Here is a 22314-nt window from a genome sequence, read left to right on the forward strand (position 1 = left end):
CCATTGACAGAATCAGGGGTGATGAAGGTGCTGTTCTGGGTCTTTGATAAATTGTAAGTCATTTATCCAGCCATCCCCAAGAAGACTCCCTGAATAAAGGTAGAGGATAAACAATGTGAAAATAAGGACTGGTTTTATGATATATTTTTTTGATTTTATGGATGTATTAGTTTTTGGAAGTATTTTAAAAAGGAGTAAGCTAGCTGCTGAAAGCGTTAAGAAGATATTGATCAAGATCAGCGATTTTTCAGGCAGCAGCATTTCTCCAAGCATTGCCCCCATCATCCCGCCCATAATACCGGACATAAGACCTTCGATTGTTGCAGCAGCACTGATTAAAGCCCCCATTATAATGCCCGCTGCTGCCCCTATCAGCATTGATAGAATGGTAGAAAGATATAAATCACCTTGAAAAACAGTTCCAAATAAAACCCCACTAGTCAATCCAATATTCATGCCGAGAAACATTGAAATAATCATCCCATTCATGCCTGTCCATCTATCTCTGCTACGAAGGACAAGCATAATAGAAAGCAGAAGTGTAACTGCGAGGGTTAAAAAGACATATGCATTAAATAAAAACATGGTTGGCCTCCTTTTCACCATCATATGAAAATAAAGGACAAACCATTCCGAAGTTGACTCCATTAACAGATAACGTATAATTCATTAAAATTTACAAAATATAAAGTTTGTTAAATGATATTAGGAGGAATGAGTGATATGGGAATATTGTCAGCGTCACCAACTCAAATGGACAACTGTATTGATGCATGCGTAAAATGTGCGAGGGCATGTGAGGAATGCCTGACTGCCTGCCTTCAGGAGCCTGATGTCCAGGCACGGATCATGTGCATTCAGACCTTGAATGACTGCGCAGAAATATGCCTTCAGGCTGTGGCTTATATGGCACGGAACAGCCAGTTCGCCAAGCAGCACTGCCAATTGTGTGCAGATATTTGTGATGCATGTGCAATGCATTGTGAAAAGTTCCAGGATGCGCATTGCCAGGAATGTGCAAAAATCTGCCGTGAATGTGCAGAAGCGTGCAGAAACATGGCTTCATAATCGTCTCTATAGTCTAAAACCCTGCATTTAAATGCAGGGTTTTTTATTGGCAAATAGGATTACAAACGACATTATATCAATGAATTAGGCACACGAAAATTTCCTTCTATTCATACAATGTAAATATACTTGCCATTTTTAGGAGTGATCAGATGCCTGTATTAATTGGCGGTATTAAGATAGGCGGTATCCAATCGGGGGCATCAATGAACAACGGTGAGATTTTGTTCACCTCTACTCATAGTAAAATGAATATGCAGGCTCAAGCAGGATCATTTACCGTAGGGGATGCAAATTTGATTAATAATGCTGGCAGTGGAAATTTCTCCATTCCACAAGTGAATGATCCCGATATAGCGGAGGTAGGAAACTAAGGGGTGCAAGCTGTGAATAATTTCTTTTACCATTTAATACATTCAGAAAAAGAATATTGGAAACAGCTTGCCTTCTCTTATCAATCCAGAATAAGAGAACTCGAAGAAAAAGTAGAATTAATGAAATCTGAACAAAACGGTGAGCTCCAGTCAGAGATCATTAATGATACAAGCGGTAAAATTTCCATTCAAAATGTTAAAGTGAACCAAATACAATCCGGTGCTGCCTTTAATATTGCTGAGATGATATATAGTACTACCAAAAGCGATATGGACATGGATTTGGGGCCGAATTCTATGAATATTGGTGACCATAATAGAATGGAGCATCAAGAGGGATATAGAGTGAAGTTGGGGCCAGTACAAGAGGTGTAACTTTGTATACTTGCTTTGTACATGCCTTCTTTCAACCTGTGAATTGAGTGGCAGCAACGTTTACCCTTAGATATAAAGGGTACGGACATAATAGAGGCTCATAAAAACTCAATCACAGGAGGTAGATAATATGAATAAAAATAAAGCTCCTAACAAAGGGTTGAATACGGAACAGAACAATGGTTTGTCTGATGCGCAAGAAGTGCTTTACGCCAAGGAATTCACTCGTGCAGTAAAGGCCGAAAACAAGTATAGAGCAGAGAACGGAAATAAAGGTAAATAGATAGACAAAAAGATGGCTTTTAGGCCATCTTTTCTATTTCCAATTTCATGGAGAAGAACTCTATGTTTAGTCCAAAATGTGACGGGTAATGGTTCAATGTAGGCAAAATTACACACTTTGTTAAATGGTAAACAGCCGCTTTGGCATACAAGTCTTAGTTTTGAGAATCTCAATTTTAAGACTTTGTATACCGGATCAGAAACCATCACGCTCAGGTCATTCAATCCGGAAAGAGCGTAAAAACTAGAATGGAGGTAATAGTCTATGGAAAAGACAATCGTAGGTGGAGTATTCAGGGATTCAGACGAAGCAATTGGTGCAATTAGAAGGCTTAAGGAAATGGGATTTGATACGAATGATTTGTCAATCTTTGCAAAGGACGATGATAAACTGGAAAACATCGAAGACCAAACGGATGTAGATGTAATTGAAAATGATTCTGATCGAGGGAAAAATGCTGGCAAAGGCGCGGGTATTGGCGCTGGGACTGGTGGAGTTCTTGGAGGAATCGCTGGCCTGATAGCTGAAATCGGTCTGCTTTCGATTCCTGGAATTGGTGTCCTTGCTGCCGCTGGTCCGCTTGCAACAACCTTGAGCGGTGCAGCAATTGGCGCTACAGGCGGAGGTATCGTTGGTGCATTGACAGGCGCAGGAGTAACGGAAGATGACGCCAAGGAATATGAGAGATACTTGAAGGAAGGGAATATCCTGGTGTTAGTCGAAGTGGATGATGATAGAAGAGAGGAAATCCATACCACTTTTAGAGACTCTAATTCATTAAACACTGATATGTATGTGACTTCCTAAGCTGGAGGGCAAGAGGCATTCCTTTGGATAGGAATGCCTCTTTTTTATGGGCATAGGGACTAATTCTGTATTAAAAAAGTACCTGTTCCAGTAGGACAGGTACGATTCATGAAGAAGTTATCCGGTAAGTTTTGGCCATTCATTATAACGAATAACGTGGTAGATAGCCAGCCCGTCACTATAATTGCCGTTTCCGTAATCAACTGGAATCAGTGAAAAGGTTGCCAGCCAGACAGAAAAATAGGAATAGCGGACAAATATAGTATGAGGTTCTATAATGCCTTTTGAGATAAGGATATTCAGCACGAGCACTGATCCAAGATTAAAAATGATTCCACCAGCATGGACAAGGAAATGGGTTAATCGATTATTCCATTTTAGGTGCTCATACTCGCTAAAAGCATCCAGAAAATACATGCTGTTTAAACTGAATGGTCCCTTTTTAAAAATCCTTTTTCCCCGCCCAAGGGAGAAACTGAATTCCCCTCCAAATATCCATGCGAAGAAGGAATGCCCTAATTCATGAATTAGTGAAACTACCGGATAAATAAATAATAGTGCTAGAAGAAAGCCGATAAAGTCTGAAAAGCCGAACATGATTAGAGACCTCCCATCTTGAAAAATTTTTATAATCAATGTACAGATTTTACCCATGGGCTAGTAACCTAAACGAACATATTAGTTGAAAAATATTGCACATTTCCATATTATTTTCAACTTTTTACACAAATAGACAAGTTCACCAAATTAATCTGGAAAGGACAGGTGAAAAATGGATAATCGTAAAAAGAGTGATTTTAAGCTATTGTTTTTGACAGGCATTGCCGGAATAGTCGTTGGAGTGATTCTTATCTTCTTGCTTGGTCCGTTTACGTCTGAAAAAGATTTAGTGTCTACAGCCAATAACGATTCAGAAGGGAAGGTTACTGCAAAAGTCAGTGCGGATGAGGGTGAAGAGGATCCAACTATAAAGGAAGCGGTAAACAGAAGTATGGATACGGTTGTCAGCGTGGTGAAATACGAAGGGGGAAGTATGTGGGAAGGAACTGAGCCGCAAAGAGCTGGTTCTGGTTCAGGAGTCATATACAAAAAAAAGGATGGCAAAGCATATGTAGCAACCAATCACCATGTTATTTCCGGAGCAAGCGAGATTGAAATTAGCCTTGGTAACGAAAAGAAGCTTCCGGCTAAGCTCCTAGGCTCCGATCCATTGCTCGACCTTGCAGTATTGGAGGTGAATGGTGAAAAGATTAAAGATGTTATTGAACTTGGCAAGTCGGAAAAACTGGAGCCAGGAGAAACTGCCATTGCGATTGGCAATCCGCTTGGCTTCCTGCATGGTACCATTACAGCGGGTGTGATCAGCGCACCTGATCGAGTGATGCCGGTCGATATTGATCAGGATGGAACTATTGATTGGCAGTCAGAAGTAGTCCAGACAGATGCTTCAATTAACCCAGGTAACAGCGGCGGGGCATTGATTAATATTCATGGCGAATTGATTGGCATCAATTCTTCAAAAATTGCCCAGGAATCTGTAGAAGGAATTGGATTTGCAATCCCAATAGATGTAGCGATGCCAATCTTAAAAGATCTGGCAGAACACGGAGAAGTGCTAAGGCCGTATATTGGAATTGTCCCAATTTCCCTGGCCGACATTCCATCACAATATTACAGTGAGACGTTAAACCTGCCAAAGGGTGTTGAAAATGGAATTGTCGTCAAGGAAGTAATTTCAACATCGCCAGCAGGTATAGCAGGCTTAAAGGAATACGATGTCATCACAAAACTGGATGATACAGAAGTTAATACTGCAGGAGAACTTCGCAAATATTTATATACCGAGAAAGAGATTGGAGATGAAGTTGCAGTAACTTTTTTCAGGGAAGGAAAAGAGGAAACTGCAACATTGACTTTAGTCGAAGATTTGTCACAAAGCAATTAATTGAACAAAAACGCCGTTATGGCGTTTTTGTTGTTAATGCAGAAGATTTAAATTAAATCCGCCTATACCCTTCCCGGATGAACGAATAAGATAATACAGAATAAATAAAGGCGGGAGGGAAAAATATGTCACGTGATAAAGGAAAAGTTATTCATGTAGATAAGCTTACAATTCATGCAAAAGAGGTTGAGATTATTCAGGAAAGCCGAAGGGATCACCAGAGGGGCAGAAGACATCCTTTTGATTTCTTTGGTCATGGTAGAAGAGCAGGGCATGAAATTGAAGAAGACAAACACATCGAGGACGAGAGCAGCTCGGATGAGCGTAAGAGCGAGAGACACAGAGGGCCAAGGTGGGTTTAGAAAAAATCGACAATGTTCTTTTATAAATGCAGGAAATGCTATTTACATTGGCCTTTCCTGTTTTTTTGTTAAATGAAGCCTAATTGCAACAAGAAACTTCATTATATTTAAAACAGCTTGCAGACCATTATTGTCTGCAAGCTGTTTGCGTAGTCCTTATACTGGTACATCAAGTTCATCGTCTTCAATGCGTTTTTCGTGGTGTTCGACGTCTTTTCTGGCGTTGAAGCGGTCAGCTTTTTCCAATGTGACCGTGATGTTGAAATCTGGGATACCGGCGTACTTTTCATAGCGTCCCCTTGGCAGAAGAAAGTTTCCTTCAGGAAAGTGGACCTGGACGTTGCCGCGTGAAATGTCTACGAATTTAGCTCTGCCCTGGAAGACACCGAAACCGTTGTATAGAACAATTCCTTCACCTTCGGCAATGCTAAGGACCTGTGCGTCTTCTGCATTCATCAGGACATCATAGCGTCCGGCGCCGTTAAGCGGATCTACTTCATTGTAGACCATGGAATTGAATTGCTTTCCACGGCGGGAGGTAACGATGAATTGTCCTTCCTTTTTACCGAGTTCAGGAATATCAACTGAAATCAGATTTCCTTTTCCGTCAGAAGTAGGGCAGATTCCATCCTCACATAACCAGGCTCCGCCCCACTGGAACACATCTCCTGCTTTTTTAAGATGTTGTATGCCGTCATAATTAGGATTCGCCAGTGCGATTTCATTCCGTATCTCCTGTGCATTTTTAAAATCAACCAAATGCGCAGTCTCAGGTTTGACCCGCTTAGCTAAATCAATGTAGATTTTCCATTCAGCGCGAGCTTCTTCAACCTGATTCTTGTTTCCTTCAATTTCCGGGCTAAAATAAACCATTCGCTCTGTTGAAGTGGATGTTCCCCCGCCTTCCTGCTCATAACGAGTCTTAGCAGGGAGGATAATGACGGCTTCCTTTGCATCAACAAGGGTAGAAGTATTCAGGATGATATCCTGATGGACACGTATCTCGAGTTCAGACAATGCTTTTTCCACAAAGTGTGGGTCGGGCATCGTTTCGAGAAAATTGCCTCCAGATAAGTAATACATTTTGATTTTGCGTTCATGCTCTTCAGGAAGCAAAATATTCTCAAGAGTCACTCCGACGATATCACCTTGCCAATCCGGAAGTTCGAATCCCCATAGATCCTCAATTCGCTTAATATTTTCTCCATAAAAATCTCCGCCTGGAAGAACGAAGGGATCTGCACCCATTTCGCCGCTGCCCTGAACAGAAGAGTGTCCGCGGAAAGGCATCAGGCCTGCGTGCTTTCGGCCAAGATGTCCCCGGAGCAAGGCAAGGTTCGCCACTTGTGAAATATTATCTGTTGCGAATGAATGCATGGTCAAACCAAGTGCCCATGCATAAACGGCATTCTTGCTGTTAGCGAGCAGTTCCGCCAACTCGATAATGCGTTCTTTAGAAACGCCAGAAGATGTGACAATATCTTCCCATTCTTGCTCCTGGACCTTCGCTTTCAATTCCTCAAAACCATTCACATGCTCTTGAACAAATTGATGATTGATGGCTGAACCGTGCTTGATTTCCTCCATATCAAACCAGTGCTTCATGATCCCATGCATGAAAGCAATGTCACCACCGATATTGACCTGGTAAAAATCATCCGCGATTTTCGTGCCGAAAAGAGCGGATTCTGGATTTGAAGGAATCCAGTACTCATCCATTGCCGGTTCCTTATACGGGTTGACGACAATGATTTTTGTTCCCTTTTTCTTTGCTTCCAGCATGTACTTAGACGAAACAGGGGAGCTGTTCGATGCTACACTGCCCCAGAATAACAAGACATCAGTGCCTATCCAGTCCTGGTAATTTGAAGTAGAAGCCCCAACGCCAATCGAGCGCTTTAAAGCTGTTTTAGAAGGAGAATGGCAAATCCGGCTTGCATTGTCGATATTGTTTGTACCAAGAAAGCGGGAGACTTTTCCGGCTACATAGTAAGACTCATTTGTAATCCCACGGCTTGTCAGGTAGAAAGCGTACTGTTTTGGATCAAGCTTCTTCGCCTTCTCTGCAATCATATCCATTGCATCATCCCAGGAAATGCCGGAAAACTTCCGCTCACCCTTCCTGCGGATCATAGGATATGGGATACGTCCAAGCTTACGCAGCTGGGTGCTGTCATATTTTCTTAGTTCATCTATATCAGCATGTAGAATCTCCGGCTTTATTGCACCGGCAGTATTCAGTCTGAGGACATTCAATCTTGTCGTACAAATATGCGGACCTGTCAAAGTCTGGTCTTTTAATCCTGATACACCTAATGCACAACCATCACATACTCCTTTGGTCAGGATGTTGGTCGCGTAGCCAAAGTTATCCCGATTGTCCCAAAGGGTTTTCATGGTATCTCTTATATGTTTCGGTTTCACCTTGCCAAGCCCGAAAGGAATCGGACTTACCCAGTGCTTTGGTGCAGGCATTGCCGCTTTTTTCTGTGGTCCTGGATGTTTTGTTTTACCCAATTTGAAACACTCCCATTTATAACAATCTTTAAGTCTATAAAAAAACCACCGTAAACCCGAAGCAGATGCTCCAGGTTCTAACGGTGGTTAGTCTTTAGCAGGGTCGCTGCCAAGTGCCATACCTTATAAATTACAGAATTTTTCTTGAATGTCCTCATCGAAAACAAAGATGGACATTCCAAAATCACGATCGATATCTATATCTACAAAAAGTTCTACCAACTTGCAGCCTAGAAACTCTTCCATTTCCACTGGAGGATTCTTTCGGTACATGTCTTTAACCATTTCCGTTCTTGCGGCCCTAAGTGCCTGTTTTCCTTCATTGGCTGATGCAATGAATTTTTCGACAGGTGAAAGGTTTCCTTCCATTTCGCAGATGGCCCATTTCTTACAAAAAGTAGTGGTTATTTTGCTTGGCCCTTTGCCCATATGCTTTTTGCGAAAGGATCGGACCAGATTGCTGAATTCTGCCTCGTATTTATTCATATTATCCTCCTGTTATCTATACAGGTTATAAGACGATAGGTATTTTACCATATTGAGAGGCAATTACAAAGCATTAACCAGCTAATCTTTCATTGGCTTCATTTTGTTTTCGAAGTTTATTGATATCACGGCGGATTAAAATGGACACGGCCAGCGCAACAACGAACAGTCCGCTGAAGAACGTTAAGCTTGTTCCATAGCTTCCTGTAGTGTCTTTCATCCATGCCGCGAACATTGGTCCTGCCAGGCCTGCGGCTGCCCATGCAGTCAGGATATATCCGTGAATCGCACCTAGCTGCTTCGTTCCAAACATGTCACCGATGAACGCAGGGATTGCAGCAAAACCGCCGCCATACATTGTGTAAACTACCGCAAGCATAACCTGGAATAGAAAAGCTTCTTTCGTATGCGGCAACAGCATGAATAATACAATCTGTGTCGCGAAGAAAATCGTATATGTGTTAGGGCGGCCAATATAGTCAGATATCGATGCCCAGGCAATACGGCCAAATCCGTTGAATAAACCTAAAACTCCAACCAGTGCCGCTGCCTCTGCAGTAGTTAATCCGATACTCTCTTCAGCTAACGGTTTTGCAGCTGAAAGTATGGCGATACCGCAAGTTACATTGATGAAGAGCATGATCCATAGATAGTAAAAACGTGAAGTTTTTATTGCTTCATTGGCTGTCAGCTGGGAAAGGTCTTTCTTAACCTTTACTTTTCCTGACTCAGCTTTTTCCTTGAAGCCTTTTGGAGCCCAATCAACTGGCGGCCTTTCAAGGTAGAGTGAGGATAGAGTCATAATAATAAAATATGCAGCACCGAGAATGTAAAATGTATTGGCCGTGCCTACAGATTTAATCAGTGAATCCATAATTGGGCTGCTGATTGCTGCTGCGAATCCAAATCCCATGATGGCAAGTCCTGTGGCAAGTCCACGTCTGTCTGGGAACCACTTTACCAAAGTAGAAACCGGGGCTATATAACCTACCCCAAGGCCAATTCCGCCTAAAACCCCATAAGTAATATACAATAATGGCAATGAACCGAGATTGACCGCCAGGCCTGATCCTAAAATTCCTGCTCCGAAAAAGGCTGCTGACAGAAGTCCAGCTTTTCTTGGACCGTGTTTTTCAACAAAATGCCCGAGGAACGCTGCTGATAATCCTAAAAATAAAATGGCAAGGCTGAATGTAAATTGTACTTGCTTGGAAGTCCAACCGAACTCCTCGATTAATGGGTTCGTAAAGTTGCTCCAGGCATATACAGACCCAATGGAAATGTGGATTCCCACTGCTGAGGCTGCGATAAGCCATCGATTCTTCGTTTTTTTCATGTTTTTTCCCCTTTACTTTGTTTGTTTTTCCCTATGACCAATGACTGCAACAATGAAGTGGATGGAATCTCTTAAACTGCAGAGACCTTGATTCCAAGCTCGATATGTATACTGTTTTTGAACCGAGTTCTTACCCGGGAAACAAAAAACCGTCAATCTTCCCAAGCCCGCGACAAAGACGCGGACATTGATAGAAAAATTGACGGTTAGTACTAAGCAGGATTCGCTACTTACGGACCAACAGTTAATCGCTTACATTTCTATGACACCTTAACCGATGACAGGATCGCTATCTCGAATCAAAATGTGACAGAATAGTGAACTTCGGGAAAATTTTATCATCTTAGAACTGTAGATGCAATACATTTTAGGTTGCGAAATCAATTTTACACTATGAGTGTGTTGTAAATTTTTCTTGTGAAAAAGAAGAGATTGTGTTTAGATTTTAAGTATTCTCAAATTCTTATAAATTCAGGTGACGACTATGTTAGAAAATATGAGTGATAAATATACCATAACAAAATATCAGGATGGACAATTCCTGGATGTAGAGGATGTCATCGTAAATGAATTCCCATTGACCATTTATGTAAATGACATGGAGTTTGCAACAATGGTTTGTACTCCTACACATTTTGAGGAAATGGTAGTCGGTTTTCTGGCATCCGAAGGGGTTATCCGTTCCTACAATGACATCCATTCACTTAGCATCGATGAAAGCAGAGGCTATGCTTACGTTATGCTAAAAGTGAGTATGACAACAAACCAGGAGTATTATTCAAAACGCTTTATCGGTTCCTGTTGCGGGAAGAGCCGTCAATTTTACTTTCATAATGATGCCCGGACAGCGAAAACCTCGATGTCGAATACAACCATATCAGCGACTCAGAGCATTGCCCTTATGAACCAGATGCAAAACAGCTCTCAAGTGTTTCTTGAAACTGGAGGAGTACATAATGCAGCTCTTTGTTCCCCTGAAGAAATGATTGCGGTTCGCACGGATATTGGAAGACATAATGCACTGGATAAGTTATATGGGTATAGCATTTTGAATAGGGTGCCTGTTAGAAATAAAATCATTGTATTTAGTGGCAGGATTTCCTCAGAAGTACTATTGAAAGCTGCGAAGATCGGGGTAGGAATCGTCCTGTCAAAATCAGCGCCGACTGATCTTGCTATCAAACTGGCTAAGGACTTAAATATAACTGCAGTAGGTTTTATCCGTGGAAAATCCTTTAATGTGTATTCCTGTCCCGAAAGAATTATTGATTAAATCTATTGTTGCAATCCGTATAAAGCGGACGAAATTCATTTGAAATATAGTTGTTTTTACATGAGTTTTTTAATAGACCAAACATACTAAAAGCCAGAGTCCATATATGGATTCTGGCTTTTCCTAGTATAATGTATTTTTTCCGCGCAAATTGTCGGACCAGGAAGAATCCGGAGTATCTAAGAGGATAAAGAGGGAAAAGGGAGGCTCGGCAGGCTCAGTGGCTGAGAAGAAAGAATATCACATGATTTGATAAATTATCAGATAATTTGGATTTTGATTGAATATTACAAGATTGTTACAATTATTGTTATAACGTATTTCATATTCGCTCATAATACTCGGTAAAATAGGAAATTTGAATGAATTCTTATCATTCTAGTTTACTATTCTCGAATAGTGGGTATAAGTACTTTGGGTCGAATGTTACGGTCTTTTATAACTGGGTTATAAGGATCGATTAACAGAATAAATATTAAAGAAAGTAAGATTAAGAGGGGGAGTTTTAAACAGTGAAGAAAATTTTATCATTATTCATTATTATGGTGACCATGGTAGGTCTCCTGGCTGCTTGCGGCAGCGATGAAAAAGCATCTGGTGACGGCGGCATGAAGTTGGCCGAGGATGGAAAGTTCACTTTTGCATCATCTGGTGAGTTCAAACCATTCAGCGTAACCGATGGAGAAGGCAAGATGAGTGGTTTTGACATCGATGTTGCCGAAGCAGTGGCAAAGGAAATGGGTCTGGAACCAAACCAGAAAAAGTTCAAGTTTGCCAGTATCGTAGAAGGTGTTAAGTCAGGCCGATTCGATGCAGCTGTTGCGAGCCATACCATTAACGAAGATCGCTTGAAGCATGTGGATTTCTCAACACCTTACTATTATTCCGGACCTCAGATTTTTGTAAGACCAGATAGCGATGTAGAAAAACTTGCTGATCTTGATGGACTGGAAATTGCAGTTTCAAAAGGTTCTACTTATGCAAAGACTGCTGAAGAAGTGACAGATAATATTGTGCTTTATGACAGTGACGTAACTGCTTTAGAAGCGTTAGCAAATGGAAGGCACGACGCTGTTATAACGGACTTTATTACAGGGAAAGAAGCGATTGGTGCTGGTCTTGAAATTGAAGGCAAAGAGCTTCTTGGCCGAAGCGAGCAGGCAATTGCCATAGCCCAGGACAACGATGAATTACTGGAGAAAGTCAACGAGGCATTGGAAACTTTAAGAGAAAATGGAACGTTGAAAGAAATCAGTGAAAAATATTTCGGTGAAGACATCACAGTTAAACCGGAGTAATAAGTTGTCATCTGGAGCGAATGTGCGGTTTAACTGCACATTCGTTTCTGCTTAAAAACGGTATTTATCAAGAACGATAAAAGAGCCCACAGGGAGTTGAATGAATTTTGCCAAGTCTATCGCATGTTATAGAAGTCTTTTTTGACACGTATGATATATTCCTCAAAGGCATGCTGCTTACATTGCAAGTTACAGCAGTCTCGATTTTGATTGCTATTTTCATAGGGTTGTTTTTTGCCTTCCTAAAAATATCAGGTATTAAAGTTCTGGAATGGATTGCAAATGCCTATATCTATTTGGTCAGAGGAACCCCGTTGATCGTCCAGATCTTCATTTTCTACTTTGGTATGACCAATTTGAACATCTCTGCTTTCTGGTCTGTAGCCCTTGGGCTTGCTTTCCATAACGGTGCCTATATTGCCGAAATCTTCAGGGGCACAATACAATCAATCGATAAAGGACAAATGGAAGCTGGCCGTTCACTTGGTATGAGCAGGGTCCTTACAATGCGGAGAATTATCCTCCCACAAGCATTCCGTCGTGCCTTGCCCCCTCTTGGGAATCAATTCATCATTGGCCTCAAGGATTCTTCACTAGCAGCATTCATTGGAATGTACGAATTATTCAATGTCGCGACAACAAAAGGGGCAAACGATTTTGACAATATGACGTACTTGCTCATCGTTGCAGTGTACTATCTATTCCTTGTTTACTTGATATCTGCTTTGGTTGGACTGCTTGAGAAGAAACTTTCGGTAAGTGATTAAGGGGGAATTTGTTTTGGACGGAAGAGATATGATCAATGTTAAGAAACTGAATAAATCATTTGGCGACCTTCATGTATTGAAGGATGTAGATATAAATGTAAAAGAAAGTGACGTTGTCTGCCTGATAGGAGCAAGTGGCTCAGGTAAAAGTACTTTGCTGCGATGCCTGAACTTCCTGGAAATTAAAGATAATGGCCAAATCATCATTGAGGGTGAAGAAGTAAATGCAGATTCTCATGACCTGAACGAAGTGCGCCAGAAAATCGGCATGGTTTTTCAGCACTTTAACCTATTTCCTCATAAAAATGTGATTGAGAATATTATCGAGGCGCCAGTACATGTAAAAGGGATCAGCAAATCACAGGCGATAAAGGAAGCAAGAGAGCTGCTAGAAAAGGTTGGCCTGGCGGATAAAGAAAAAGTCTATCCATCCAAGCTTTCTGGCGGTCAGAAACAACGAGTAGCAATTGCGAGAGCGCTGGCGATGAAGCCAGATATCATGCTGTTCGATGAGCCGACATCAGCACTCGACCCGGAGCTGGTTGGAGAAGTACTGGCAACGATGAAAGAGCTGGCAGAAGAGGGCATGACCATGGTAGTCGTGACACATGAAATGGGCTTTGCGCGCGAGGTAGCTGATTGGGTTGTCTATATGCACGGAGGCCGGATTGTAGAAGTTGGCCACCCAGATGAAATCTTTGATAACCCTGTCGAGGAACGTACACGTGAGTTTTTAAGCAAAACCTTTTAATGGATGGACGCTTAGGTTCTCTAAGCGTCCATTTTTTTGCCTTTTTAGGACCTAGTGTTATGTAGATGGAAATGGGATATAAAAAAATGTTTCACCATGGATAATAGAGGGAAAAAGTTTGCAGAATAATTACATGGCAGGAAATATATATTTGCCCCTTAGAAAAAGGTAAGTGAAATTTTTATACATACTGAAAAATGCATATTTTTTGGAGGCTGACATGATCAAGAATATATTATCAAACTTTGTTTTTTCTGTGTCAGCTGCGGTGATTTTGTTGTTCGTCGTAGTTGGAGCCATTATGCCAAAGAAGTTTGGTGCGGTGGCTGGAGAGTTGTTTGGTTTTACAACAGTTAATTTTGGCTGGTTCTACTTGCTTGCAGTATTTATTATTGTACTCTTCTTGATAGGACTGGCCGTCAGTAAATATGGCGCCATCAGACTTGGCGGAGAAGGTGAACGACCTGAGTTTTCTTTCTTTACCTGGATTGGTATGCTCTTTTCAGCTGGTTTTGGCGCCGGGCTTGTATTCTGGGGAATTGCTGAACCAATGAGCCACTTTTTTAACACACCATTCGCGGATATACAAGGGGAATCAAGAAGTGCGGCTAGAGTTGCAATGGGATACTCCTTTTTTCACTGGGGTGTGAGTCAATGGTCTGTTTTTGCGATAGTTGGCTTAGTAATTGGATTCCTTCAATTCCGCAAACAAAAAAATGGTTTGGTTTCTACTGCACTTGAACCGATTACAGGTACAAAACCAGCAGTGAAAAACACAATTGATACACTTGCTGTTGTCGCGACTGTCATGGGGATCGCCACATCTGTCGGACTAGGTGTCCTTCAAATGAATGGCGGACTCAATGCTGTTTTTGATACTGGAAACTCTATCGGCATACAAATGATCATTATTTTAGTGATTTTCATTGCCTATATGATCTCATCTTCGACTGGACTTGAAAAAGGGATCGCGATGTTGAGTAACTTGAATCTTGGAATCGCGATTGTGCTACTATTATTTGTATTGATTGCGGGACCAACAGTCTTTATCATGGAAAGCTTCACACTCGCGATTGGGGATTATTTTGCCAACTTCATTCAATACAGCCTAAGACTGCAGCCATACCAGGAAGGGACATGGACAAGAGATTGGACAATCTTCTATTGGGCATGGGCGATAGCGTGGTCTCCATTTGTTGGAGCGTTCGTTGCCAGGGTATCAAAGGGCAGAACCATCAGGGAATATATTTTTGGCGTCATGGTCATCCCGCCTGTAATTGCCTGTCTCTGGATCGCAGCATTCGGAGGCACTGCACTTTGGAATGATTTGAATTATGACACAGGAATTGCTGCAGCAGTGAACGCAGATTTAACATCTGCTCTATTCAAGACTTTTGAAGTGCTGCCGATGTCAACTATTCTTTCTATTTTATCTATTATATTAATTTTTACTTTCCTGGTAACATCAGCGGATTCAGCAACTTATATTCTGGCAAGTATGACGACTTCCGGAAGTTTGAACCCGCCAAGATTTGCAAAAATTGTTTGGGGCTCGCTAATGGCAGCCATCTCTGCAGTTTTGCTATACGCAGGTGGTCTCGAAGCTTTACAGACTGCTTCATTGATTGCTGCACTACCGTTTACAGTGTTGCTTTTGCTGTTAATGTTCGCGATTCTTAAGCTTCTGAAAAAAGAGCCACTGCCAATAAGGTCTGCAGATTTAAGGCGATTCAGGAGATTAGAGAAAGCTGCAAATAAAGATGGGGATCGTAAATAAATTGGCATACCCCAGTTAGATATATTAAGATTAAGTGCGCTGCTGCTTGCAGCGTTTTTTTTTTTGCAGTAAGTATGGCAATAGAGTTGTCCAGGTCTACCACCTTTTATCTCACTCCAAAGTAAGTTAGCTGTTTGGCTGTATTCAAAATAAAGAACTCTAGCCGATATATTTACTATAAACAACATGAAAATTAAATAAAGGATGTTAGCCAAGCATGTTTTTTAGTCCCGAGTCAGACAATATTGTAATTTTACAGGGAGAATATTCACTGCCAATTGTATTTCTTTCGGTGGTAATAGCCTTCCTTGCTTCCTTTTCTGCCCTTTCGATGAACTAAAGGATTAGCAAGAATGGTTTTTTTAGCCGGAGTTTTTGGCTGACCCTTGCATCCATTGCTATGGGGTTGGGGATTTGGGCGATGCATTTCATCGGGATGAGTGCTTTTAGACTTCCGGTATCAATGCAGTTTAACGTTTCAGTAACGATATTATCCATTTTTCCTGCCGTCTTGTCCTCATACCTGGCGTTTTATATTTCCAATCGTATCAATGTAACTCGTTGGCCACAAATACTCGCTGGCATGATCATGGGTATCGGAATTGCTTCGATGCATTATATCGGGATGTCGGCAATGGAGATGGATATTGAGTATTCTTATCGGCCTTTCATTTTTGTTTTGTCCGTTCTGATTGCCACTATTGTTTCTTATGTTGCTCTGTACATATTTACCAGCATGCAAAGATTTATGGGGAATTTTTATGTCAAGTTGATTACCTCCTTACTGATGGGGATAGCTATATCAAGTATGCATTATACAGGTATGGAGGCGGTAGTTTTTTATACAGAGGGGACCGTGCTTCCGGCAACTCAACATGGACATCATATGAATTTGCATATGCTAATCATTGCTGTGACCGTTGGAATAGGAGTAATATTGGTGTTTTCTGGATTATCCAGCCTGCTTGACCGGTATGTTGATTTCCGGTTGAATAATTTCGATGCTTTGACAGGATTGCCGAATAGACGCCAATTCGAAAAAGTGCTCAATTCCTCTTCACCAGCCAGCATGGCAGTGATCCATTTACATGGACTGGAAAAGTGAAATAGCCGATATGGTTACGAATTTGGTGATGAAGTCATTAAGTCAGTTAGTGAGATTCTTGTCAGCCTAAAACCGTCATTCTGTGTGATTTATAGAATAGAAGGGAATCGCTTTGCTCTTTATCAGAGAATGGACGAGATTATGAAAAACTGAAAACCTCCCTTGAGAGAATCACCGTGATTTTGAAAAAACCTATAGTCATCAAAGAGAAGAAATTAGTCATTAATATGGTTTGTGCAGTATCTTGCTCAGAGGAGAATGAACAATCTGATTTATTTTCCAATACGATGGCAGTGCTCCTGCAGTCTAACATTGATTACAATCATGAAGTAATTGAATATGATCCGAAGATCCATACTTTCGCATTTGAACGGAATCTCATTCATGACATTGACAGGGCGATGGTTGATGATGAACTTTATGTTCTCTATCAGCCAAAAGTATGTTCAAACACGAAAATGATCTTTGGTGTTGAAGCGTTGCTGCGCTGGAAGCATCCTGTGCACGGTGTTATTTCTCCTGGTATCTTTATCCCGGTTCTCGAAGAAAACGGCAAGATGCATGAGGTAACGGATTGGCTCATCAACTATGTGTGCAGGCAGATAATGTTTTGGATGAATGGAGGAAACGAAGCTTTCAAAGTAGCGATTAATATTCCAGGTTCCTATTTCACATCGCCACAGTTGATGGAAATGTTGAAACAAAGTATTTCGAAATATGAAATTGAAAGCAAGTATCTTGAACTTGAAATTACGGAGACAAGCGTAATCGATCAAATAGAAAATGCAATCAGGGCAGTAAGTGTTTTCAAAGAATTTGGGTGTACTGTTGCTCTCGATGATTTCGGAACGGGTGTATCTTCCTTATCGTATTTAAAGCGGCTGCCGATTTCTACGTTGAAAATTGATAAGTCCTTTGTTGATGATGTTCCACAATCAGAGAAGGATTCAGCGATTATGAAAGCAATCATTAGTCTTGGACATTCATTGAAACTAAAAGTGGTGATTGAGGGAGTGGAAACCGAAGACCAGATGAATTTCCTGTCCCAAAATTTTGAAAATCCAATTATTCAGGGTTATTACTATTCCAAGCCGCTTAATGCTGTGGAGGTAGTTGAATGGGTCAAGGCTTTTGAGACACAATCAGTTGCGGTCTCTTAAATATTCTATGAATTTGTTATTTTTTTCAAAATATAATTGGTGTGTATCTTCATTTTAGTTTTTTAGGAGGAAAGTGAATGAATATATCTATTTCACAAATCAAAAAGAAGGCTCTAGCGACTTTAAAAGGAAAGTGGGGCATCGGAGTAGCACTTACATTTATAGTCTTTTTGATTACGACTATAGTGCCGACGATTGTAGAAGTGCCTTTAAGTGGTGGATTTTCAGAGTGGTTTAATCAAACAGAAACCCCATTGATTGCTGACATGGTTAATCTTCTAATATCGTTTTTGTTCATCCCGATGACAGTTGCCAGCTACTGGTTCTACCTTGTTATTGCCAGATGGAATGACCCGAAAATCTCCGATGTCTTTACGGTGTATAAAGAATGGGAGCTATCACTGAAAGTTATCGGTACATCTATCCTTGTTGGGATCTTCACGATGCTATGGTCATTACTGCTGATCATACCAGGGATTATCAAGGGAATTTCCTACTCACAAGTGTTTTTCATTTTGAGGGATAACCCACAGCTCTCCGCCCTTGAAGCGATCACAGAAAGTAAAATCAGGATGAAGGGCTATAAGTGGAAATATTTCTTATTGAATCTTAGTTTTATAGGGTGGGTCTTGATTGCCATCTTTACTTTAGGGATTGGTTTCTTGTGGCTGACTCCGTATATCAGTACAGCCAATGCTACTTTTTATAATGAATTAATCGCGCCGCAAGACCATAAAGAGGCTAAGCCTGCTGACTTGGAAAGCTAATGTTTAATAATCCAGCTAATTTTAGCTGGTTTTTTTCTTTTCCTCCATTTCCCTGACATGCTTGCCTGCCAGGCAGGACGATTTGGCATGCTCTATGATCATACCAATCTATAATAAATGAATAAGAAGGATAATTGTGAAGCACGCCGAATAATATTAGTTCATGAAATATAGGAAATGAGGGGAAATATGGAAAAAGACAGATCAACTTTATTTTTGGTCGATCAGAAAGAAGGGTTCAGTCCAACTTTCGGTCATCTGGTGTCAATGATGAATTACGCACGTTCCACAACCATGGAAGCAGTAGAAGGACTCACAATTGAGGAGCTTGATTTCCTGATTCATGATGAAGCAAACTCAATTGGAATGTTGCTAGGCCACATGGCTGCCGTTGAAAGAATCTATCAGATTGTTACATTTGAGAAAAGGGATCCAACTAAGGAAGAGGAAAAAGCCCTGGCAGCAGGTCTTGAACTAGGAGAAAAAGGAAAGGCAGCATTCAAAGGGTTTCCTCTGGAACATTATCTTGCCGATCTCCAGGCTGTACGGGAAGATACGTATCGAAAATTCCGGACACTTTCTGATGATGGTTGTTTGAGCAGACAAACTGGTGGTGGAATGAGCCAGGAAACAATTATTTTAAATGGTTCCATGTCCTGGAGGATGAATTGAATCATCGTGGACAAATCAGGATGATTAAGAAGTTATACAGTAAAGAAAAAGAGCGTGTCGTTAAATAAATTACCAGAAGCCTGCGGAGCAATCTGCAGGTTTTTGTATTAATTGAATAGTCAGATAATATATAATAGGTTAAACGAACTATAAGGGGGCTGAAAAATGAATAAACTTTTCAAGGATTTTCTTTTTTTTCCTGATATTAGTGTCTTGATTATTTTAATATTGACAGGAGTTGGTATCTCTCTATTCATGGAAGTTACATGGCTTATGTTTCTTTTTTTCATTACTGGGATGGTTACCTTTGCTCTCAGCGAATACTTTACTCACAGATTCTTTTTTCACATTAAAGCTCCGAAAAATCCCTTATTACTAAGGTTCATGAAAAGAATCCACTATGATCATCACGCTGATCCGAACAACCTTAAACTTCTATTCCTGCCCCTGTGGTACAGTCTTCCGGGTTTCTTTGTCCTGTCTTATCTTTTTTATCTCACTTTTAATTCTATCAACCTGACAATAGCTTTCGGAACAGGCCTCATGACGATGCTTTTGGTCTATGAATGGAAGCATTATGTTGCCCATCGGCCAATTAAACCAAAGACTAAATTCGGGCGCTGGGTGAAAAAAGTCCATATTCTCCATCATTATAAAAATGAAAATTACTGGTATGGAGTCAGTACCCCGTTTGCCGACTTTCTATTTGGAACATTTAAAGATGAAAAAAATGTAGAAACAAGCAGAACAGCCAAGGCATTGGAAAAACGTATGTAATCACGTACGGGCCTGATTACTTTTAAAGGCAATCAGGCTTTTTAATTGGTATCAGGAGGAAAATAACGAAATTTCTACAATTTTTTGAAACCTATTAAGATGACAATCGTATTACATATCAAGAAATAAATGGAATAAGGGAGGGTGCTTGGTCGATCTTAGCAAGGGGTGATTAAAAATGGAACTATTTGGCATTCCATTAGAAACGATTTATTTTTACGGCTTGGTGATTTCAGGTGCTGTCACGATTATTTATCTATTTTTCGGTGACGCTCTTGAGGGATTGACAGAAGGCATTCCTTTTGTGAATCCAACATTAATTTTTTCTTTTGCGGCGATTTTTTCTGCAGGCGGATATTTAGGTGAAGTTTTCACAAAGCTGCACAGTGTTTTGATTGCTGCTGCTTCTGCTATTATTGCTCTCATTCTGGTAACTTTGCTGAATGTATTTGTTCTGATACCCCTATCCAATGCCGAGGAGTCCCTGGTGTATAAAGAGAGTGACTTAAGAGGGAGGATTGGAACCGTCATTACTGGAATCCCGGTCGACGGCTATGGTGAAGTCATGATTGAGAATATCAGCGGCCGCATCTCTAAACCGGCAGTCAGTTTCACAAAAACAGAAATACCTTATGGAAAAAAAGTACTTATCATTGATATTGAAAATGGAGTATTGCAAGTCAAGATGTACGAAGAATTAGAGACTTATATTTAGGGGGAAAAGGTATGGATCTTATGTTTATAGTTATTGGTTTTGTTGTCTTCCTTGTCATCGCTATGATTGCTGTTTTCATCACCAAATATAAAACGGCTGGACCTGATGAAGCCCTGATTGTAACGGGCAGCTTTTTGGGAAGCCGCAATGTGCACACGGATGAATCGAATAATAAGATAAAAATCATCAGGGGCGGGGGTACGTTCATCTTCCCTGTGTTTCAGCAATCACGCCCATTAAGCCTGCTTTCAAGTAAACTGGAGGTCACCACTCCGGAAGTCTACACAGAGCAGGGTGTGCCAGTAATGGCTGACGGAACGGCAATCATCAAAATTGGTGGCTCCATCAGTGAAATTGCCACTGCTGCTGAACAGTTTCTTGGAAAAACGAAAGAAGATCGGGAGAATGAAGCAAAGGAAGTATTGGAAGGACATCTGCGTTCAATCTTGGGATCTATGACTGTAGAAGAAATCTACAAGAACCGTGATAAGTTCTCTCAGGAAGTTCAGCGTGTTGCCTCACAGGACCTTGCAAAAATGGGACTTATTATTGTGTCATTCACGATCAAGGATGTACGCGATAAAAACGGGTACCTTGATTCACTGGGTAAACCTCGTATTGCCCAGGTAAAACGCGATGCTGATATCGCAACTGCAGACGCGGAAAAAGAAACAAGAATCAAGAAAGCGGAAGCAGATAAAGAAGCAAAGAAAGCAGAATTTGAACGTGCGACAGAAATTGCCGAAGCTGAAAAAATTAACGGCTTAAAAATGGCTGAGTTCCGCCGTGAACAGGATATTGCCAAGGCTCGTGCCGACCAGGCCTATGACCTGGAAAATGCCCGTGCTCAGCAAGAAGTAACAGAGCAGGAAATGCAAGTCAAAATCATCGAGCGCCAAAAGCAAATCGAGCTCGAGGAAAAAGAAATCCTGCGCCGCGAACGCCAATATGATTCCGAAGTCAAGAAAAAAGCAGATGCAGACCGCTACTCTGTTGAGCAATCCGCAGCTGCAGATAAAGCTAAGCAAATCGCAGAAGCAGATGCAAATAAATATCGTATTGAAGCAATGGCACGTGCCGAAGCAGAGAGAATCCGCATGGATGGACTTGCAAAAGCAGAAGCGGAGCGTGCACAGGGTGAAACGGAAGCTGAAATCATCCGCCTGAAAGGTATCGCAGAAGCAGAAGCGAAAGAAAAGATTGCCGAAGCGTTCGAACAGTTCGGCCAGGCCGCAATCCTCGATATGATCGTGAAAATGCTTCCTGAATACGCTAAGCAGGTTGCAGCACCACTTGGAAACATCGATAAGATTACCGTTGTCGACACTGGCGGCAGTGACGCCAATGGCGGAGCAAACAAGGTAACCGGCTATGCGACTAATCTTATGTCGACGCTTCAGGAATCACTAAAAGCATCATCCGGTATTGATGTAAAAGAGTTAATCGAGAATTTCTCAGGCAAAGCCAATGTAAGACACAGTATCGATGCGTTGGCAGATGAAATTCGCGAAAACAAGACAGAAAATAGAATTGAAGCTGCTGTGAAGCAGGAAGAATAGAAGGGAAAGCCGCCTGGATACCAATTTAAACCGTTCCGTTTTGAGGTGCATATGGCGAAAATGGCACAGTAAATGGCGTGGAAATTGTCCACGCCATTTTTCCTATTGTGCCAGCATTTATAAGCCATTTCATTACAAAT

General features: G+C 41.2%; 23 protein-coding genes and 1 pseudogene. 19 read left to right on the forward strand and 5 right to left on the reverse strand.

What is annotated here, in order from left to right; all coding sequences use genetic code 11:
* Window positions 1–12: 12 nt before the first annotated feature.
* Entirely contained in the window at window positions 13–585 is a 573-nt protein-coding gene (locus tag CD004_RS05945; protein ID WP_102261920.1) for a hypothetical protein, read from the reverse strand.
* A gap of 138 nt (window positions 586–723) precedes the next feature.
* On the opposite strand from CD004_RS05945, the gene CD004_RS05950 reads away from it, so the two are divergent.
* The 5 genes from CD004_RS05950 to CD004_RS05970 all read left to right on the forward strand — a co-directional run bounded on the left by CD004_RS05950 (window position 724) and on the right by CD004_RS05970 (window position 2907).
* Window positions 724–1068 (forward strand): four-helix bundle copper-binding protein, encoded by a 345-nt coding sequence (locus CD004_RS05950; RefSeq protein ID WP_102261921.1) that lies wholly within the window; start codon window positions 724–726, stop codon window positions 1066–1068.
* Window positions 1069–1220: 152 nt separating this feature from the next.
* The gene (locus tag CD004_RS05955) at window positions 1221–1442 is read left to right on the forward strand and encodes a spore germination protein (RefSeq protein ID WP_102261922.1); all 222 of its coding nucleotides are present in this window, start codon (window positions 1221–1223) and stop codon (window positions 1440–1442) included.
* A gap of 12 nt (window positions 1443–1454) precedes the next feature.
* Window positions 1455–1817, forward strand: a complete 363-nt coding sequence (locus tag CD004_RS05960; protein ID WP_102261923.1) for a hypothetical protein — start codon at window positions 1455–1457, stop codon at window positions 1815–1817.
* A gap of 130 nt (window positions 1818–1947) precedes the next feature.
* Window positions 1948–2100: a YfhE family protein gene (locus tag CD004_RS05965; protein ID WP_102261924.1), complete on the forward strand. Its 153-nt coding sequence runs from the start codon at window positions 1948–1950 to the stop codon at window positions 2098–2100.
* Window positions 2101–2364: 264 nt separating this feature from the next.
* The gene (locus tag CD004_RS05970; protein ID WP_102261925.1) at window positions 2365–2907 is read left to right on the forward strand and encodes a general stress protein; all 543 of its coding nucleotides are present in this window, start codon (window positions 2365–2367) and stop codon (window positions 2905–2907) included.
* Window positions 2908–3024: 117 nt separating this feature from the next.
* Here the strand turns inward: CD004_RS05970 and CD004_RS05975 are convergent, their stop codons facing one another.
* Entirely contained in the window at window positions 3025–3504 is a 480-nt protein-coding gene (locus CD004_RS05975; RefSeq protein ID WP_102261926.1) for a hypothetical protein, read from the reverse strand.
* A gap of 175 nt (window positions 3505–3679) precedes the next feature.
* Between CD004_RS05975 and CD004_RS05980 the strand changes: the two genes are divergently transcribed.
* Window positions 3680–4852, forward strand: a complete 1173-nt coding sequence (locus CD004_RS05980) for a S1C family serine protease (RefSeq protein ID WP_102261927.1) — start codon at window positions 3680–3682, stop codon at window positions 4850–4852.
* Between the two features lie 125 nt (window positions 4853–4977).
* On the forward strand, window positions 4978–5214 hold the full coding sequence (locus CD004_RS05985) for a hypothetical protein (protein WP_102261928.1): 237 nt from the start codon (window positions 4978–4980) through the stop codon (window positions 5212–5214).
* A 156-nt stretch (window positions 5215–5370) separates the two neighbouring features.
* Here the strand turns inward: CD004_RS05985 and CD004_RS05990 are convergent, their stop codons facing one another.
* From CD004_RS05990 to CD004_RS06000, 3 genes are all read right to left on the reverse strand, one after another.
* On the reverse strand, window positions 5371–7731 hold the full coding sequence (locus CD004_RS05990) for an FdhF/YdeP family oxidoreductase (RefSeq protein WP_102261929.1): 2361 nt from the start codon (window positions 7729–7731) through the stop codon (window positions 5371–5373).
* 123 nt (window positions 7732–7854) lie between these two features.
* Window positions 7855–8217 carry a Na-translocating system protein MpsC family protein gene (locus tag CD004_RS05995; protein WP_102261930.1) on the reverse strand — a complete coding sequence of 121 codons (363 nt, stop codon included), beginning with the start codon at window positions 8215–8217 and terminating at the stop codon, window positions 7855–7857.
* A gap of 73 nt (window positions 8218–8290) precedes the next feature.
* Window positions 8291–9553 (reverse strand): L-lactate MFS transporter, encoded by a 1263-nt coding sequence (locus CD004_RS06000; RefSeq protein ID WP_102261931.1) that lies wholly within the window; start codon window positions 9551–9553, stop codon window positions 8291–8293.
* Window positions 9554–10037: 484 nt separating this feature from the next.
* Between CD004_RS06000 and fdhD the strand changes: the two genes are divergently transcribed.
* The 12 genes and pseudogenes from fdhD to CD004_RS06060 all read left to right on the forward strand — a co-directional run bounded on the left by fdhD (window position 10038) and on the right by CD004_RS06060 (window position 22174).
* Window positions 10038–10826: a formate dehydrogenase accessory sulfurtransferase FdhD gene (gene fdhD, locus CD004_RS06005; RefSeq protein ID WP_102261932.1), complete on the forward strand. Its 789-nt coding sequence runs from the start codon at window positions 10038–10040 to the stop codon at window positions 10824–10826.
* Window positions 10827–11338: 512 nt separating this feature from the next.
* The gene (locus CD004_RS06010) at window positions 11339–12124 is read left to right on the forward strand and encodes a transporter substrate-binding domain-containing protein (RefSeq protein WP_180321277.1); all 786 of its coding nucleotides are present in this window, start codon (window positions 11339–11341) and stop codon (window positions 12122–12124) included.
* A 107-nt stretch (window positions 12125–12231) separates the two neighbouring features.
* Complete coding sequence (locus tag CD004_RS06015; protein WP_041968211.1) at window positions 12232–12891, forward strand: amino acid ABC transporter permease; 660 nt, start codon at window positions 12232–12234, stop codon at window positions 12889–12891.
* Window positions 12892–12919: 28 nt separating this feature from the next.
* On the forward strand, window positions 12920–13642 hold the full coding sequence (locus CD004_RS06020; protein WP_102265010.1) for an amino acid ABC transporter ATP-binding protein: 723 nt from the start codon (window positions 12920–12922) through the stop codon (window positions 13640–13642).
* Between the two features lie 220 nt (window positions 13643–13862).
* On the forward strand, window positions 13863–15419 hold the full coding sequence (locus CD004_RS06025; RefSeq protein WP_102261933.1) for a BCCT family transporter: 1557 nt from the start codon (window positions 13863–13865) through the stop codon (window positions 15417–15419).
* 400 nt (window positions 15420–15819) lie between these two features.
* Entirely contained in the window at window positions 15820–16524 is a 705-nt protein-coding gene (locus CD004_RS06030; RefSeq protein WP_102261934.1) for an MHYT domain-containing protein, read from the forward strand.
* Between the two features lie 176 nt (window positions 16525–16700).
* Window positions 16701–17684 (forward strand): putative bifunctional diguanylate cyclase/phosphodiesterase, encoded by a 984-nt coding sequence (locus tag CD004_RS06035; protein ID WP_102261935.1) that lies wholly within the window; start codon window positions 16701–16703, stop codon window positions 17682–17684.
* 77 nt (window positions 17685–17761) lie between these two features.
* The gene (locus CD004_RS06040) at window positions 17762–18451 is read left to right on the forward strand and encodes a DUF975 family protein (protein ID WP_324782625.1); all 690 of its coding nucleotides are present in this window, start codon (window positions 17762–17764) and stop codon (window positions 18449–18451) included.
* Window positions 18452–18718: 267 nt separating this feature from the next.
* Window positions 18719–19191: pseudogene (locus tag CD004_RS06045) on the forward strand (DinB family protein).
* Between the two features lie 97 nt (window positions 19192–19288).
* Window positions 19289–19900 (forward strand): sterol desaturase family protein, encoded by a 612-nt coding sequence (locus tag CD004_RS06050; RefSeq protein WP_102261936.1) that lies wholly within the window; start codon window positions 19289–19291, stop codon window positions 19898–19900.
* 178 nt (window positions 19901–20078) lie between these two features.
* A complete protein-coding gene (locus tag CD004_RS06055; RefSeq protein ID WP_102261937.1) occupies window positions 20079–20615 on the forward strand; it encodes an NfeD family membrane protein in 537 nt (178 codons plus the stop codon).
* An 11-nt stretch (window positions 20616–20626) separates the two neighbouring features.
* Window positions 20627–22174 (forward strand): flotillin lipid rafts scaffold protein FloT, encoded by a 1548-nt coding sequence (locus tag CD004_RS06060; RefSeq protein WP_102261938.1) that lies wholly within the window; start codon window positions 20627–20629, stop codon window positions 22172–22174.
* Window positions 22175–22314: the final 140 nt, after the last annotated feature.

It is taken from the genome of Mesobacillus jeotgali (genome assembly GCF_002874535.1).
GTDB classification, from domain to species: Bacteria; Bacillota; Bacilli; order Bacillales; family Cytobacillaceae; genus Mesobacillus; species Mesobacillus jeotgali.